The organism is Peteryoungia ipomoeae (assembly GCF_004912165.1).
Lineage (GTDB): Bacteria > Pseudomonadota > Alphaproteobacteria > Rhizobiales > Rhizobiaceae > Allorhizobium > Allorhizobium ipomoeae.
Genome location: NZ_STGV01000003.1, coordinates 262,606 through 278,812, shown reverse-complemented (window position 1 = coordinate 278,812; position 16,207 = coordinate 262,606). Strand labels below are relative to the sequence as shown.

The 16,207-nt window shown below is 60.7% G+C and carries 17 protein-coding genes; 6 read left to right on the top strand and 11 right to left on the bottom strand.

Annotation, left to right across the window (positions count from 1 at the left end):
* Nucleotides 1–24: 24 nt before the first annotated feature.
* Both FAA97_RS11135 and FAA97_RS11130 read right to left on the bottom strand, forming a co-directional pair.
* Complete coding sequence (locus FAA97_RS11135; protein ID WP_136598598.1) at nt 25–630, bottom strand: energy-coupling factor transporter transmembrane component T family protein; 606 nt, start codon at nt 628–630, stop codon at nt 25–27.
* Entirely contained in the window at nt 624–1,304 is a 681-nt protein-coding gene (locus tag FAA97_RS11130; protein ID WP_136598597.1) for an energy-coupling factor ABC transporter ATP-binding protein, read from the bottom strand. The genes FAA97_RS11135 and FAA97_RS11130 overlap by 7 nt, the downstream gene beginning before the upstream one ends.
* Before the next feature lie 168 nt (nt 1,305–1,472).
* Between FAA97_RS11130 and FAA97_RS11125 the strand changes: the two genes are divergently transcribed.
* The 4 genes from FAA97_RS11125 to FAA97_RS11110 all read left to right on the top strand — a co-directional run bounded on the left by FAA97_RS11125 (nt 1,473) and on the right by FAA97_RS11110 (nt 4,322).
* A complete protein-coding gene (locus FAA97_RS11125) occupies nt 1,473–2,678 on the top strand; it encodes a winged helix-turn-helix domain-containing protein (RefSeq protein WP_136598596.1) in 1,206 nt (401 codons plus the stop codon).
* Between the two features lie 13 nt (nt 2,679–2,691).
* Nucleotides 2,692–3,123: a GNAT family N-acetyltransferase gene (locus tag FAA97_RS11120; RefSeq protein WP_136598595.1), complete on the top strand. Its 432-nt coding sequence runs from the start codon at nt 2,692–2,694 to the stop codon at nt 3,121–3,123.
* A gap of 71 nt (nt 3,124–3,194) precedes the next feature.
* The gene (locus FAA97_RS11115) at nt 3,195–3,626 is read left to right on the top strand and encodes an antitoxin Xre-like helix-turn-helix domain-containing protein (RefSeq protein ID WP_136598594.1); all 432 of its coding nucleotides are present in this window, start codon (nt 3,195–3,197) and stop codon (nt 3,624–3,626) included.
* On the top strand, nt 3,627–4,322 hold the full coding sequence (locus FAA97_RS11110) for an RES family NAD+ phosphorylase (RefSeq protein ID WP_136598593.1): 696 nt from the start codon (nt 3,627–3,629) through the stop codon (nt 4,320–4,322).
* A gap of 17 nt (nt 4,323–4,339) precedes the next feature.
* On the opposite strand, the gene ribB is transcribed toward FAA97_RS11110, so the two are convergent.
* From ribB to FAA97_RS11095, 3 genes are all read right to left on the bottom strand, one after another.
* Nucleotides 4,340–5,440 (bottom strand): 3,4-dihydroxy-2-butanone-4-phosphate synthase, encoded by a 1,101-nt coding sequence (gene ribB / locus FAA97_RS11105; protein WP_136598592.1) that lies wholly within the window; start codon nt 5,438–5,440, stop codon nt 4,340–4,342.
* Nucleotides 5,441–5,453: 13 nt separating this feature from the next.
* The gene (aroC, locus tag FAA97_RS11100; RefSeq protein WP_136598591.1) at nt 5,454–6,548 is read right to left on the bottom strand and encodes a chorismate synthase; all 1,095 of its coding nucleotides are present in this window, start codon (nt 6,546–6,548) and stop codon (nt 5,454–5,456) included.
* A gap of 166 nt (nt 6,549–6,714) precedes the next feature.
* The gene (locus tag FAA97_RS11095) at nt 6,715–9,672 is read right to left on the bottom strand and encodes a bifunctional diguanylate cyclase/phosphodiesterase (RefSeq protein WP_136598863.1); all 2,958 of its coding nucleotides are present in this window, start codon (nt 9,670–9,672) and stop codon (nt 6,715–6,717) included.
* 371 nt (nt 9,673–10,043) lie between these two features.
* Between FAA97_RS11095 and FAA97_RS11090 the strand changes: the two genes are divergently transcribed.
* Nucleotides 10,044–10,304 carry a DUF1344 domain-containing protein gene (locus tag FAA97_RS11090; RefSeq protein WP_136598590.1) on the top strand — a complete coding sequence of 87 codons (261 nt, stop codon included), beginning with the start codon at nt 10,044–10,046 and terminating at the stop codon, nt 10,302–10,304.
* 22 nt (nt 10,305–10,326) lie between these two features.
* Here the strand turns inward: FAA97_RS11090 and FAA97_RS11085 are convergent, their stop codons facing one another.
* The 4 genes from FAA97_RS11085 to FAA97_RS11070 form a co-directional block, all read right to left on the bottom strand.
* A complete protein-coding gene (locus FAA97_RS11085; RefSeq protein ID WP_136598589.1) occupies nt 10,327–10,917 on the bottom strand; it encodes a histidine phosphatase family protein in 591 nt (196 codons plus the stop codon).
* A 15-nt stretch (nt 10,918–10,932) separates the two neighbouring features.
* Nucleotides 10,933–11,751, bottom strand: coding sequence for an enoyl-ACP reductase FabI (gene fabI / locus FAA97_RS11080; RefSeq protein ID WP_136598588.1), 819 nt, complete (start codon nt 11,749–11,751; stop codon nt 10,933–10,935).
* 258 nt (nt 11,752–12,009) lie between these two features.
* The gene (locus FAA97_RS11075) at nt 12,010–13,284 is read right to left on the bottom strand and encodes a DnaJ C-terminal domain-containing protein (RefSeq protein ID WP_136598587.1); all 1,275 of its coding nucleotides are present in this window, start codon (nt 13,282–13,284) and stop codon (nt 12,010–12,012) included.
* Nucleotides 13,285–13,500: 216 nt separating this feature from the next.
* Complete coding sequence (locus tag FAA97_RS11070; protein WP_425467417.1) at nt 13,501–13,956, bottom strand: RT0821/Lpp0805 family surface protein; 456 nt, start codon at nt 13,954–13,956, stop codon at nt 13,501–13,503.
* Nucleotides 13,957–14,021: 65 nt separating this feature from the next.
* Here FAA97_RS11070 and pdxH point away from each other — a divergent pair, with 65 nt between their 5' ends.
* Nucleotides 14,022–14,636, top strand: coding sequence for a pyridoxamine 5'-phosphate oxidase (gene pdxH / locus FAA97_RS11065; protein ID WP_136598585.1), 615 nt, complete (start codon nt 14,022–14,024; stop codon nt 14,634–14,636).
* A 13-nt stretch (nt 14,637–14,649) separates the two neighbouring features.
* Here the strand turns inward: pdxH and FAA97_RS11060 are convergent, their stop codons facing one another.
* Nucleotides 14,650–15,696, bottom strand: coding sequence for a polysaccharide deacetylase family protein (locus FAA97_RS11060; protein ID WP_136598584.1), 1,047 nt, complete (start codon nt 15,694–15,696; stop codon nt 14,650–14,652).
* A gap of 45 nt (nt 15,697–15,741) precedes the next feature.
* A complete protein-coding gene (locus FAA97_RS11055; RefSeq protein WP_136598583.1) occupies nt 15,742–15,966 on the bottom strand; it encodes a hypothetical protein in 225 nt (74 codons plus the stop codon).
* Nucleotides 15,967–16,207 lie beyond the last annotated feature (241 nt).

The following is a 16,207-nucleotide window of genomic DNA, read 5'->3' as shown; positions in this document are numbered from 1 at the left end:
TTCCTCCGACAAATAACGCCGACGTTACTGACCTCTAATGCCCCGTGCGTCAATCGCCTCGGCGATCCGGTCCGCATCGCGAAGGGTGGCGATGATCAACGGCCCGAGCATGCGTGACAGCCTGACGGTGATCCCACGCGCCGCATGTGCCTCCTTCAGCGCTTCGTAGCGTGCGGCGATCTCCGGCACGAAGCGCAGAACCAGACCGAAGGCAAGCCCGATATCCGCAGCCTTGAGGAGACCGAGCCGTTCCAGCGGCCGTGCAAGCGCTGTGATCGTCGCGATGAAGGCGCCGATCTCCGTACTGGCGGTCACGGCCGCTGCCAGAAACAGGATGGCAAGCAGTCTGAGCGTGATCTCCAGTGCCTCGCCGGGAGAAAGGAAGAGGATATTGACAAGGCCGAGAAAGGCGATGGTGAAGAGCACCGGCTTCAGCCGATGATATGCGTTTGACGCCCCGATCCCGGTCGAGAGATAGAGGAGGCCGGTCATCACCATCCCGAAGAAAAGCACGATGGGGTTCTCGACGAGGTAGAGCGCGAGACCCCAGACAAGCAAGGCAAGCAGCTTCAGCTTCACCGGTATCCGGTGCAAAAGGCTGTTTCCCGCGACATGGAGACTGGTCAGCATCCTGCAAGCTCGCGGTAGCGTGCCACGGCTTCATGGCCCGGACCATCATGGGCAAGCCGGCTTTCATGGAAGACCAGAACGCGGCCGTAGTCGCTGATCAGGTCAAGGTCATGGCTGATGACGACAGCCTGTTCGGGCAGCGCCTCGATGGCGGCTTTGACGATGGCGCGGTTTTTCAGGTCAAGCTGGTTGGTCGGCTCGTCAAAGACGATCAGCTCCGGCTGATTGACGACGACGGCGGCCAGGGCGGCCAGCTGCAATTCTCCGCCGGAAAGCTCATGCGGGCGCCGCTCCGCCAGGTGGTGGATGGCAAAGCGCGAAAGGACCGCCTCGACTGCGGCATGGACCGCATCCTTTGGCAGTCCTCGGCTTTCGACGCCGAGCGCGATGTCGTCGCGGATGATTGGCAGAATGATCTGGTTGCCGGGGTTCTGGAAGATGAAGCCGGTCTTCTGCCTGATGGACTTGATATCCTTCACCGTGTCGAGCCCATCAAGGGTCACACGTCCCAATGTCGGCGCAACGAGCCCGGTCAGAAGCCGGGCGAAACTTGTCTTGCCCGAGCCATTCAGTCCGATCACGCCGATCCGCTGATCGTCGAGATCGAGCGTCAACGGCTGAAGGGCCACGCGCGCGCCATAGCGCAGTTCGGTCTGGTGAAATTGGATATGCACCGGCGGTCGCTCTCTGATCTCGTCGCTGCTCTATAGACGCAAAGCCTGGGTGAGGGGAATGGCCAGACTGCGAAGGTCTCGGCGGCTTGTTCCCGCCACCGAAAAATAGGTGCGAAATTCTCCCGACGGATGGTTGAACAAAGAGAGAACATTGGTTAGCTTGCAGCCATGGTCACGCATCTTTCCAACCCGCAGGCTCGCCGAATCTTTCTTCAGCGTCAGGGGCTCTCCCGTTCGCCGTCGTCGGGCCTCAGCCGTGCTGGCTTATATGATATGGTGCATGATCTCGGTTTCGTGCAGCTCGATAGCATCCAGTGGGTGGAGCGTGCCCATCACCACATCCTGTTTGCCCGCAACCAGACCTACAAGATCAAGGATCTGAGCCATCTCGTTGAAAAGGATCGCCTTCTTTTCGAGCACTGGACGCATGACGCCTCGATCATTCCCTCTGCCTTCTTTCCCTATTGGAAACACCGCTTCCGCCGTCGCGAAGCGCGGATCCGCGAGAACTGGGCGAAGTGGCAGGGAGAGAGTTACGAGGCCGCGATTGAGGAGACCTATGCGCGCATCCGCGATCATGGCCCCGTCATGGCGCGTGAGGTGAAGGCTGAGGATCACAAGTCCGGCGGTTGGTGGAACTGGCACCCCTCGAAGACGGCGCTCGAATATCTCTGGCAGACCGGCAAGCTTGCGATTGCACGGCGCGAAGGCTTCCAGAAGGTCTATGACCTTGCCGAGCGGGTCATCCCCGCGCTGCATCATGCCGATGAGGTCGACCATAATGCCTTCGTAGACTGGGCCTGCCGCTCCGCCCTGACTCGGCTCGGGTTCGCGACGGCCGGCGAGATTGCCGCCTTTTTCGACCTCGTCACAATCGAGGAGGCCAAGGCCTGGGTCTTGGCGAACCGCGAGGAACTGGACGAGGTGACGCTTGCGACCATCGACGGCAAGGCGCGCAGTTCCTTCGCCTTCGCCGAAGACCTGCCGAGCCTGACCGATACGACCGAGCCGCCATCGCGGGTGCGGGTGCTTTCGCCATTTGATCCGCTGATCCGCGACCGCAATCGCAGCGAGCGGCTTTTCGGCTTCTTCTATCGCATCGAAATCTACGTGCCTGAGCCAAAACGGCAATATGGCTATTATGTCTTCCCGCTTCTGGAGGGCGACCGGCTGATCGGCCGCGTCGACATGAAGGCAGAGCGCAAGGCCGGTACCCTCTCCGTGCGCAAGCTCTGGCTCGAGCCGGGGGTAAAGGCGAGTGCAGGACGGCTTGAGCGGATCGAAGCGGAATTTCAGCGCATCGCCCGCTTTGTCGGCATGCAGGAGGCAAGTTTTGCCGAAGGCTGGTTGGCCGAGGCGGAGACGTCGACATGAACAAGGACATCTGATGACATTGGACAACAGCGCCTATCGTATCGAGCATCGCGTGCCCCAGGTGGACGATTATCTGAAGCTGAGGCGCGAAGCCGGTCTGTCGCCCTTTTCCCGCGAGGCGGCCGAGCGCGGTTTGCCGAACTCCATCTTCGCGGTAAGCCTGATGCATGGGGGAGAGACCGTCGGCATGGGCCGGATCATCGGCGATGGCGGCTGTTTCTTCCAGGTGACCGATATTGCAATCCTGCCGGCGCATCAGGGCAGGGGGCTCGCCAAATGGATCATGCAGGCCCTGACCGACTACATCAACGAGGCGCTACCGAAGACGGCCTATGTCAGCCTGATCGCCGATGTCCCTGCCAACCGGCTTTATCAGCAATTTGGCTTCGCCGAGACGGCGCCGCGGTCGGTGGGCATGTCGAGGGTGTTGAAGTCTGAGAGCTGACTATCCGTCGATGACTTGAAAATCGCCGTCAAATGACGTATATACCATCCATCATTTGACGGAGGTCAGTCATGCTGAACCATCACCGCATCGAGGATGCCCCATCTGTGCGACCTCAGGGGTTTGCCAATGAGGGCGAGCGCGAACGCCTTTCGGCAACAGCGCTGAAAGCCTATCGTCGTTTGGTTGGCCAGTGGGATCTCACGGGCCAGCAGGCGGCGGCTCTGCTGGGCGTCTCCCTCAGCACCTGGGAGCGGCTGAAACCTGACGCTGCAGAAAAATCCCTGACCCAGGACCAGATGACCCGGATTTCGGCGCTGGTCGGCATTTACAAGGCCCTGCATCTTCTGTTTGCCGATGGCATGGCCGACCGTTGGATACAGCTTGCCAACAATGGGCCACTGTTTGACAGACGCACACCGGTCACGGCCATGATCGAGGGTGGCATCCCGCATATGCTGGAGGTCCGCCGTTATCTCGACGCCGTGCGCGGGGGATTGTGAGTGCAGGTCGCAGGTCTCCCCGTCGCCACGCTTGCCTATCCCAAAACGGTGCGATTGGTCTCGACGGCAAGATTGCGCGAGGCGGTGCTGGCGAGCCTCGTTGATACGGCGGAGGAATTCGCCGAACTGGCCGAAATCGAAGCGGCGACGTCGAGCCGCATCCATGCCCAGGCCACCGGTATCTCGGGTCTTGCTGCCAACGAACTGGTCTATGACGTCCCGCATGCGCATTTCATCAACGCAAGCTTTGCCTATGCCAAGCCGCGCGAGCCGAACCGTTTCAATGGTGAAAATCGCGGCGCCTGGTATTCCGCGCTTGAGGTGCAAACCTGCCTGGCCGAGATCGGCTTTCACATGACGGAGTTTCTGGCGCGCACCGGGGTCTATGAAGCGGTCGTCGATTATGCCGAGATGTTCTCGAGCGTTTCGGGCGATTTCCTTGATCTGAGGGCAGAGCCGGCGCATCCCGCGCTGTCGCCCAACAAGTCTGAAGGCTATCCTGCCGGCAATGCGCTGGCGGCGGAGGCCCGGGCAGCGAGCCTCAATGGCATTATCTATCCCTCTGTCCGCCATGAAGGCGGCACCTGTTTTGCGGTGCTGCGCCCGGCAGCTGTCCAGTCCGTCCGCCAGGGCGATGTCTGGCGGCTCGCCTGGAAGGGGAGCCCAACGCCGGTGATCGACGGCCCGATCCTCTGACGTGTCGAGGAAATCGCTCAGACGATCTCCGTGCCGGCGATGCGGATGCCAAAGCCCTCGAGCCCGACATAGTGGCGCTCGCGCGAGGAAAACAGGCGGATCGAGGTGACCCCGAGATCCTTCAGGATCTGCGCGCCAAGCCCGATTTCCAGCCACTCGCTTTCGCGCGCCTGTGCTTCCGAATGCGCCTCGCGCTCATGCTTGGCCATGCGCGCCGTCGTCGATGCGCCAACGCCGACGGATCCTTCGCGAAGATAGACGATGACTCCACGGCCCTTCTCGGCAATCCGCTTCATGATGTCGTCAATCTGCCGGGTGCGCCCGAAGACATCCTTGCCGACATGCTCGAGGTGCAGGCGAACAGGAATGTCCTCGCCATCCCGGATATCGCCGAAGACGACGGCGAGATGTTGCATCGGGTCCCAGGGCAGGGAATAGGCATAGGCCTTTGCCGGGCCATAGGGTGTGTCGAGATCGAATTGCGAGGCCAGCTGGATCAGCGTTTCCTTGCGCTGACGGTAGGCGATGAGATCGGCAACCGACACCTGCTTCAGGCCATGCTGCTCGGCAAAGCTTGCCACCTGCGGCCCGCGCATCACCGTACCGTCGTCATTGACCAGTTCGGAAATCACACCGATCAGCGGCAGGGAGGCAAGCCGGCAGAGGTCGACGGCGGCTTCCGTATGGCCGGAGCGCATCAGCACCCCGCCTTCGCGCGCCACCAGAGGGAAGATGTGGCCGGGCCGGACGAAATCGGCGGCGCCGACATTGGGATTGGCGAGATTGCGCACAGTGAGCGTGCGGTCGTCGGCCGAAATGCCGGTTGTCGTGCCGTGCTTGAAATCGACCGAAACGGTAAAGGCGGTCGTATGGGCGCTGTCATTGTCGGCGACCATGGCCGAGAGATTTAGCCGCTTGGCCTCTTCCTTTGGCATCGGGGCGCAGACGATGCCGGAGGTGTGGCGCACGATGAAGGCCATCTTTTCCGGCGTGCAATGCACTGCCGCCACGATCAGATCGCCTTCGTTTTCCCGCCCGTCGTCATCCATGACGACGACGATTTCACCGGCCTCGAAGGCTCGGATGGCTTCAACGACGCGTTTCTGGTCATAGCTCATGGCATGGGCATCCCTATCGCGTGCGGCCGTTCTGACCACGGTCTCTCAAGATATGATCGAGGATCACGCAGGCAAGCATTGCCTCACCGACAGGCACGGCCCTGATTCCGACGCAAGGATCATGACGCCCCTTTGTGCGCACGTCCACCTCGTTGCCGTCGGCATCAATGGAGCGCTTCTCGGTCAGGATCGACGAGGTCGGCTTGATCGCAAAACGTGCGACGATCGGCTCGCCGGTCGAAATGCCGCCCAGAATGCCGCCGGCATGGTTGGACAGGAACATCGGCTTGCCATCCGGCCCGATCCGCATCTCGTCGGCATTTTCCTCGCCGGTAATCTCGGCCGCCTGGAAGCCATTGCCGACTTCCACGCCCTTGACCGCATTGATCGACATCAGCGCCGAGGCGATGTCCTGATCGAGCTTGCCGTAGACGGGCGCGCCGATGCCGGCGGGCACGCCTTCCGCGACCACCTCGATCACGGCGCCGACGGAGGAGCCGCCTTTGCGAATGCCGTCGAGATAGTCCTCGAAGACCGGAACCATTGCGGCATCCGGGCAGAAGAACGGGTTTTCTTCAACTTGGGCCCAATCCCAGTTGTCGCGGTTGATCTTGTGCACACCGATCTGCGTCAGCGCGCCGCGAATGGTAATACCCGGCATCGCAAGGCGTGCAAGCGCTCCGGCTGCAACACGGGCAGCCGTTTCGCGCGCCGACGAACGGCCGCCACCGCGATAGTCGCGAATGCCGTATTTCAGATCATAGGTGTAGTCGGCATGGCCGGGGCGGTAACGCTTGGCGATGTCGCCGTAATCCTTCGAGCGCTGGTCCGTGTTCTCGATGAACAGCGAGACCGGCGTTCCCGTCGTGATCATCGAGCCGTCTTCTTGCGGCATAACGCCGGAGAGCACCTTGACGATATCGTCTTCCCGCCGCTGCGTGACGAAGCGCGACTGGCCGGGCTTGCGCTTGTCCATGAAGACCTGGAGATCCTCCTGCCGGAAGCGGATGCCGGGCGGGCAGCCATCGACGACGGCGCCCAGCGCCGGGCCGTGGCTTTCGCCCCAGGTCGTGACGCGGAAGAGATGACCGAATGAGTTATGCGACATGGATCAGGTACCGTTTCCTTTGCGCCCGGCAGATCGCCATCCGCCCGGCCTTTTCAGGGATGGCGTCACTCATAGAGCAAATCTGCGAGGCTTGAGAAGCGCTTTTGCGCCCGAAGGAAAAATCCGTTCGGGCGCGCCGGTTGCAATGTAGTTGCCGAAACCCCGGTCAGGAGGCTTTTCGCTGGGGCAGCTTGCCCATGAAGCGGGTGAAGTCGTCAAAGGAGAGCGGTTTTGCGAAGTGATAGCCCTGCAGGAAATCGCAGCCGATCTCGCGCAGGATCGTGGCATGGGCTTCCGTCTCGACACCTTCAGCCACTGTTTCGATCCCGAGCGAACGGGCAATTTCAACGATCGAACGCACCATGTTGCGCTCCTGCGGCTGGGTCGTGAGCGGCATGACCAGTTGGCGGTCGATCTTCAGACGCTTCGGTTTCAGCTTCAACAGGCTGACGATCGAGGTGTGGCCGGTGCCGAAATCATCGATTTCGATGTCGATGCCGAGCGATTTCAACTTGTCGATATTGTCGACAGAGACCCCATGGCTGTTATCGAGGAAGATCGATTCCACCAGCTCGAAACAGATCGTGTCGGGCATCAGGTTGAGCTTCTGCAACTGGGCGATCAGCGTCACGTCATGCAGCCGCTTCGACGAAACGTTGACGGACACCTTGGGCGTTCTGAAGCCGAGCGCCGTCCAGCGCATCTGGTCCTTGAGCGCTGTCTGCAGCACGATCTGGTCGATCCGCGCCATCACATTGAGGTCTTCGGCCACGCGCAGGAAATCATGCGTCGCGACGATCCCGCGCTGCGGGTGGCGCCAGCGCACAAGCGCTTCGGCGCCGCACATCTGCATGGTGGTGGCGTGAAATTGCGGCTGGTAGTGGACGGTGAATTCATCCCGCTCAAGCCCGTTCAGGATATCGTCGGCCATGTGCTTCTTGGCGATGATATTAGCCTGCAGGTCGGGGGTGAAGAAGGCAAAGCCGTTCCGGCCCTTCTCCTTGGCCTGGTAGAGCGCGATGTCGGCATTGATCAGGATCTTGCGCGGATCCGGCGACGCGCCCATCGCCTGGGCAATGCCGATCGATACGCCGCAGCGGCAGGTGAAGCCCTCGAAGTCGATAGGCTGGTGCATTTCCTCAATGATCTTGGAGGCAAGACGGCTGAGGTCCTGTTGGCTCGTGGCTGAATGCGAGAGAATGACGAACTCGTCGCCACCGATGCGGGCCACCAGGTCGCCGCGCGCGACGATCCGGTTCAGCACCCGCGACGCATGCACCAGCATGGCGTCGCCCGCAGCATGGCCGAGCGTGTCGTTGATCTCCTTGAAGCGATCGAGATCGAGATGGAGGATCGCATATTTCTCGCGTTCGCGCGACTTGCCGAGCGTATCGAGGACCTGATCGAACTTTCGCCTGTTGGCAAGCGACGTCAGCGGGTCATGCAGGGCATTGTATTCGATCCGGTTCTTGGCCAGTTCAAGCTCGATATTGCGCATATCGGCCTCGGCCTTTGCCGATCTCAGCTGTTCTGCCAGCATGACGTCGGCGGTGACATCGAATGCGATGCCGATCAGCTTCTTGCGTCCGTCCCGGTCGATATGATTGCGCCCGACGGACCGGATGAAGCGGACCTCGTTGTTGGGCAGCAGGACTCTTTGCGTGGTGTGCATCAGGTTGTCGAGATTGCTTGCGCGTTTGGCGGCAAGCACCACTAGGCTGCGGTCTTCGGGATGAAGGGATCCCAGCCACTGGCTTTCGGTCACCGGACGGTCGGAATAGGGCAGGCCGTAGAGCTGGTGCATCCGCTCATCCCACATGGCGGTCTTGGTGATCGGATCACCTTCCCATGTCCCGCAATTGTAAGAACCGAGCGCCATGTCGAGGCGCTGCGAGAGTTCTGTCAGCTGGTGTTCGCGCGAGGATAGCTCTTCCAGCGCAAGTTCCAGCTCGGCGTTCTTGATATCGCTATCTTGCTTGTCTTTGCTCAAGCGCTGATTGACCAGGGCCTCGCTGGTGACATCGCAGACGATGCCGGTCAGAAGTCCGATCTCGGAGCGGGCGCCAACACAGCGAAGATGCCGGACGGCCCCGTTCTTGAGGATGATCCGGTAGGAAAAGTCGAGCCTGTCCTGGCTGTTGGCCACGGCAAAATCGTAAAACAGCTGCTCCGCGCGCTCCCGATCATCCGGGTGAATGGCACAGTACCACTCGTCCAGCCGTTCTGGATGGGGTTCCGTGTTGACGTCGCGCCCGTGCAACAGGGCGGTACGCTCGTCCCAAACCAGTTCACGCGTTGATGGGTCGACCTGCCATATGCCGGTTTTCGAGGTCTCGAGCGCCATGGTCAAGCGCTTCGACAGCTCGCCAAGACGGGCTTCGCGCGCAGCGAGGCGGGCGACGTTGAGATTGCGCTCGCGCAGAAGATAGATCGCGCCAAACGTGGCCACCATCATCGTGACGATGCCGGCAAGCAGGAACAGTCTGCCCACCGGACTGCGCGACATGGCAGCGCCCCAGCCGTCCTGTGGTACGGCGTAAAGTTCGAATTGGCTGCCTGCGACCGACAGATCGAGCCTTTCCGGCTCAAGCCCCAGAACCTCCGCATCGCCCAGCAGCACCTTGCCGTTGTGAACGACGGCAAGCGTCAGCGGGCCATCCACCAGGCCGCCTTCATGTGTGCCGAGGTCGGTTATCCTGGCGGATTGCAAAAAGGCCGCCTTGTCGATCTCGGTGACCATGGATTGCCATTGCTTGGGCTGCGCCCATGGCATCGGCGGTATCGGGATATCGACGACGATGTGCTGCCCCTGGCTCACAATCATCGGCGTGAAGGCCATGCGCGTCTGATCGGCAAGCGGCTTGAAACTGATCGCGCGAAAATGCGGATTGTCTGCAAGGGTCGCGCGGATCGTCCGGTTCAGTTCGGGAGGCGAAAGCATCGGATCGTCGGCAATGTCGTCGGCAATCGCATTGAGCAGTCCGAGCGTGTTGTCAAAGTGCTCGGCAAGCGATCTCTCGGTCATCTGCGCGGAATAGCGGACAGCCTGCTGCACCCTCAGTTTTTCCTGAAGGCCGGTATTGCGGTCGATGAAGAAACCGGTTGCCAGAATGATCGCGCTCATTGAGGCGCCAGCAATCAGCCAGAAGGTGCTACCGCCCCAGTTTTTAGAAGATCCGTTCGGATCGATCGTCTCGTAGCGCAACTGCCAGCCACCCCATTCCTGATGTGATCAGTTAAAGGGTGCCCGGTTAATTTAGCATTTCGTATCGGACCTTACGCACGAATGCGGCAACCCGCAAAAGCCGATTATTGCTCAGATCGCGTGACAGGTGAGCAGTGACCGCTCAAAAGCGTGGAGTTTCTACCCCTGACACGCCTTGCATTCGTTGCGAATTTCCCCAAAACTTGTCGGCAGAGCGGGCAAATTCTGCCACATTTGGAGGGCCTATAATGTCTTCATCCTATTTGATTCATGGTTTGAAGGTGGTTCGCATGCGTCTGATGATTACTGTTCTGCTTGCCACTGCCAGCCTTCTGGCCCCGATTTCTGCGATCGCGGGAAGCAGCGATGTCGAAGGCACCATTCGCTCCGTGAATGTCGAAGGCATGAGCCTCCAGCTCGATGACGGCAAGACCTATGACGTGCCGGCAGAGTTCAACTTCGACGGGCTCGAGTCCGGTCAGAAGGTGCTGGTGTTCTTCACCGAAGTCGACGGCAAGCGCGTAGTTGAAGACCTGGAAATCATTCAGTAAATTTTGAAGTGGCGGCGGCGCTTTAAAGCCAGCCTATGCTGCCGCCGTCGCGATCGATTTTCAGGATGCGGTCCTGTGGGATGTCAAGCGCGCAGGCCTCGTCCGGGCTCACGCCGGCGACGAGGCGGAAGCAGGCGCGAATGACGCCGCCATGGCTGACGCAGACCGTTGGTTTCACCAGAGAATTCAGCCAGGCTCCGATCCTCCATGAGAGGATCTCATAGCTTTCGGCATCCTGTCCGGGCGGAATGAAGTCCCATTTGTTGAGACCGCGTTCATCGACCCGCTCGGGAGAGATCGCGGCCAGTTCGGCAAGCGTCGACCCTTCCCAGTCGCCAAAGGATACTTCCTTCAGCCGGTCGTCCATCCGATAGTTTTCCGGTGTGAGCCCCATGGCAGCCCGGACGCGCTCCATCGTGTCGCGGGTGCGTCCAAGCGGAGAGCTGACAAAATCGAAATCCCCTGCCGTGTCGCCGAGGATATCCGCGAGCTTGCGCCCGTTATTGGTCGCCTGAGACCGGCCCCTGTCGTTGAGGCCGATGTCCTTCTGGCCCTGCATGCGGCTTTCGGCATTCCAGTCGGTCTGGCCGTGGCGGATCATGTAGATGAGCACGGCAAACCCCTCTGATCAGTCCTTGGCAACCGAGATGTCGGGCGCATCGACCGACTTCATCCCGACCGTGTGATAACCGCAGTCGACGTGGTGCACTTCACCGGAGACGCCGGTCGAAAGATCCGACAGGAGATACATGCCGGACGAACCGACCTCGTCGGTGGTGACATTGCGCTTCAGCGGCGAGTTGAGCTCGTTCCACTTGAGTATATAGCGGAAGTCGCCGATGCCCGAAGCGGCCAGCGTCTTGATCGGGCCGGCCGAAATCGCGTTGACGCGAATGCCGCGGGCACCCATGTCGACGGCGAGATAGCGCACGGAGGCTTCCAGGGCCGCCTTTGCCACGCCCATCACGTTGTAATGCGGCATGACCTTTTCCGCGCCGTAATAGGTCAGCGTCAGAAGCGAGCCGCCGTCGTTCATGATTTTCTCGGCGCGCGCTGCAACGGCCGTGAACGAGAATACGGAGATGTCCATGGTCTTGGCGAAGTTGTCGCGCGTCGTCTCGATGTAGCGGCCGGTCAGCTCGTCCTTGTCGGAGAAGGCGATGGCGTGCACGACGAAATCGATCTTGCCCCACTTGGCTTCAAGATTGGCGAACACGGCATCGATGCTGTCGAGGTTGGTGACGTCGCAATCGCCGGCCATGAAGGCATCGAGTTCCTGGGCGAGCGGCTCCACGCGCTTCTTCAACGCGTCGCCCTGCCAGGTCAAGGCGATCTCGGCACCCTGGTCGCGGCAAGCCTTCGCGATGCCCCAGGCGATGGAGCGATTGTTGGCAACGCCCATGATGACGCCGCGCTTGCCTGCCATGAGGCCGGAACCCTGTACCATATCGAGACCCTTCGAGACTTTCGTTGGAGAGCCTATGGCATAGGCCGTTCTGGCGTTCAAGATTGCGAGAGCACATCTGCAACACGGTCCCGAACTATGTCCGGCCCGATCACCGGCAAAGCAGATGTGTCGTCAAAAACGGGTGGCAAGGGCAGGGGGATGCGGATCGCGGCGAGCGGTCGGCGCGGCACCTCAGAGCAATTCCAGCCGAAGCGGGATCGCTTCGGCGTCGGACAATGCGGCAAAATCAGAAATTCTCTAGACGTAAAGGCCTTCGCGCATCAGGCGCATCAGGTCGGTGACTTTTTCGTCGGGCTTGTCCCACAGCATGACGCGCAGCTCGACGACAAAAGCACCTCGGCCCCCTTCGCCATTCGGCAGGCCAAGCTCTTCGATGCGCAAAACCTGATCGGAATTGGACCAGGCCGGCACCGTGATCGATACCTTGCCCTCGGGTCCTTCGACATCGAGTTCGCAGCCGAGAACCGCGTTCTCGAGCGTGATCGGCAGCACGGTGCGAATGTCGAGGCCATCGACGAGGAAGCGTTCGCTACGCGCAACCCGGATGGTCACGGCGACATCGCCCCGCTGCATCCCCGGCAGGCGAAGTCCCTGTTCGCGCAGGCGTACGACATGGCCGTCGGTGACGCCACGCAGCGGCACCTTCACCTCCCGGCCATCATTGAGCGTTAGGGGCACATTGCGTTGCTGGAGGAGGTCATCGATGGCAACCACCGCTTCTGCAAACACATCCGGTGCCTTTTCCGGCAAAGGTGGTGCGGGGCCGCGAAAGATCCTGACGAGAGACGTAAACAGCTCAAGCGGCGAAAGGATGGAGCCAGTCCCCGCCTTGGAGGCCGCCTCGCGCTCGCGGCGCAGACTTTCGGCGGCAGCCTCGGCTTCCGGTCCCTCGCCAAAAATGCGCGAAACCATCTCTTCCGGGCTTTCGGCCCGCGCGTGGCCGCTGTCCGGCTCAGCCTTTCCGGCCTGCGGATCGGGTGCCCCAGCCTTGGGGCGCTCGGTTCCGTCGCGCCCTTCATCAACGGACTTTCCTGATTTTTCAGAGGCAGCACCCGGCGCCGTGGCTGCCGCTGCCTGCTCGGCGGCAGCTTTCGCAGCGGCTGCCTTGGCAGCGCGAGCGGCGTGCACCGCCTGCGCGGCCTCGGTGACGGCGGCGTCGGCTTTCAGCTTTTCGGCCTCTGCCCGCGCCAGCTCTTCCATCACGCGTTCAGCCCGTTCCTTGGCCTGCTTGGCGCGTTCGGCGGCGGCCTTTGCCGCTTCGCGCTGGGCCATGATCGTGTTGTCGCGCTCGAAGCCGTCGAGCTTGATGCGCTGCTGATCATAGCGTCTGCGCTTGGCCGGATCTTTCAGGATATCGTAGGCCTGGCCGATTTCCGCAAATCGGTTATGGGCCAGCGGATCGTCCGGGTTCTGATCGGGATGGGCGGATTTCGCCTGCCTGCGCCACGCAGCCTTGATCTCTTCTGCGCCGGCATTGCGCTTAACGCCAAGAATTACATAGAAATCACGCATAGATCACCGAAACCAGAACTGGCGGCAAAGGCGCTCAACATGCCTTGCCCGCGTATACTCAATACCGTACCGCCTTACATGGCAGCCGCGGGTTAAATTGCGAGGCAAGGTCGCACGAAATTTGCTAATTGATGGTTACGCTGTCAGGAGCGCTGCGAGGCGATTTCTTGCGGTTTGCTTAAGCAATTCTTTCAAATGCCAGCGTTGACATTCGTATCAGGACCGTTTGTCGAAGCTCATCAACTGCCAGTTGCCGCCGCCATCGGTGCAGGTCTTGCCGGAGAAGTAGGCAATGCCTTCATAAGAGTGGCGCGTGGTCGAGAAGTTGCGGCAGATGTAGCCGTTGCCCTTTTCTTCCTGGATGGCCGTCACGACGCCGGCACTGCCGGTCGAAGCATTGGCCCAGGGCAGGGGATTGGCGCCCGTACGGTCAAGATCGGCAGAGGATACCGCGCTCTGCACTGTGAGTTCGTCGGAACGGCTCAGCGGATTGCCAGTCCGATTGACGGTGCTGGTGGAGATCGAGCTGTCGACCTTGTCCTCGCCGAACAGATCCATGCTGCTGCCGAAGCATCCGCTGAGCGGAAGTGCCGCAGCCAGACAAAGGATCAACTTGGATTTCAGCATGCACCTACCCATTGTACGCACGAATGACTTTGCTATGTCTTCCAAAGGGCCATCCATCCGGTGCTTCGCCACGAAGGGCCAATATGCAGATTGGGAGCAATTGAGACAATATGTCAGAAATCGGGTTAACAAATGATGACTTCACCGAGGAAAGCGAACCCCTCGGTCTCTTTGCCGCCTGGTTGAAGGACGCGCAGGCGTCCGAGCTCAACGACCCCAACGCGGTTGCGTTGGCGACGGTTGATGCCGATGGTTTGCCGAATGTGCGCATGGTCTTGCTCAAGGGATATGACGCCCGGGGCTTCGTTTTCTACACGAATTTCGAAAGCCAGAAAGGACAGGAACTTCTCGGCCAGAAAAAGGCAGCAATGTGTTTTCATTGGAAAAGCCTCCGCCGTCAGGTCCGTCTGCGCGGTCCTGTGGAGGTCGTTTCCGATGAGGAGGCCGACGAATATTTTCAGTCGCGTCCGCTCGGAAGCCGCATCGGCGCCTGGGCTTCCAAGCAGTCCCGGCCGCTGGAGGGACGGTTCGCGCTGGAAAAGGCAGTTGCTGAATACACGGCCAGATATCCGCTGGGCAATGTGCCACGCCCCGCGCACTGGTCAGGTTTTCGTATCCTGCCGCAATCCATCGAATTCTGGCACGACCGGAAATTCCGCCTGCATGACCGCATGGAATTCAGGCGCCAAGGTGACGGCTGGGAAAAAGTCCGGATGTATCCGTGATCCGAGCCGCCCGTCAGCGGCCTGAAAGGCGTGACGGGATGCCGGAGGCGAGCGCTTTGACATAACGCGCGGCCTGATAATGTCCGTTGAGGGAAATGCGCGGGAGGAGGTGCGCCTTCTCCAGCGAAGCATCTGAAAGCGTGCCGGCGCGGGTGGTGACGGAGAGCTCGAAGCCCGCCCATTGCGCATAGGCGGCCGTCCTGTCTGTCGCACTGCGCTGATCGCCATAGGGGTACGCAAAGACCCGCGGTCGCTTGCCTGTGAGCGAGGCGACATAGTCGGCACTCTGGTTGAGTTCGTCGAGGATTTCATCATCGGACAGACGCGCCAGGCCGCGATGGCTGACGGTATGCGCGCCGAGCGTCAGGAGAGGGTGGGCGGCAGCCTTGCGCAATTCGCCGCCGTCCATGATGTTTTCGGCAACGATGGCGTAAGGGTCGACGCCCACGGTATAGGCGGCAGCGTTCAGCCGCTCAATGGCAAGGGCCTCATCCTCTGCGGCGATCATTGTCGCAATTCTTGCAAAGGCTTTGTGTTTGTCGGCCAGCGTCTGGCAAGCAAGCCGCATCGGTCCGTGATCGGTCTCGATGGCAAGCGTGCGGCCCTCGGCAATCATCGCGGCTGCGGTTTCCCACCACATGGTGTGACTGCGCTCCGAAAAACCCCGGCAGGCAAAGATGGTAAAGGGTACGCCATGGCGGTCAAACACCGGAAGCGCGTGGTCGACATTGTCACGAAAGCCGTCGTCGAGCGTGAAGACCGCAAAGGGCTGGGAAGACGAGGGCGTCAGCAGTTCCCTGCGCACCATATCGGTGGAAATGAAGCGGTATCCGGCCGCCTTCAGCGTCAGGATGGCCTTTTCCAAGAAATCGGGCGAGATCTCCAGATGCCGGTTCGGAGCAAACGCGTCCGACCCCAAGGGCCGGACGCGGTGAAGGGTGAAGATGACGCCCGAACCACGCAGGGACGGGAAAAGACCGAGCGCTGCCATGGCGGCCGAGACCTCCAGTGCCCCCCGAATCGCCGAGATTTTCAGATCCTTGATCATCTGGCCTGCCATCGCCCATCGTCTCCATCACACTGCAGGCAAGCTAGCCGCCAAGACTTAACTGAAGCTCAATGGATCATCACCGGTTGCGGGTGCGAGGTGTACTCCCTTTCGCGCATCTCTTGCTGTTCGCCCCTCGGCTTTGCGCCGAAACAGCCGCGAGAAGAGGGCAGCCAGTGATCGCTTGCTCTTGCCGCGGGCGCGCAAAACGCCCTCTGGATGGCGAGGGATGGTCGTGTCGTCATCACCGAGGATGTCGCGTACGAGATTCGGCTCGTGCATGGTCTGCTCCACATGTTTTAGGGAGCAGGAACGATGGAAGCTCAAGTGCCGTTGAGGTCAAGACGCGCGGCGTGAGAAATGCGACCGAGTTCAAAAGCGCCCTAGTTTTAGGGGGTTAGGCCTCTGTGCTGAGATCTTGGCTGTCCGCGTTAACGTGATCCTAACCATGCCCGCAGCAGTTTCCGCTGACAAATTGTTACAAACCATGACAGTTGGCAGATTGTCGCCCCATTCTTGGCCT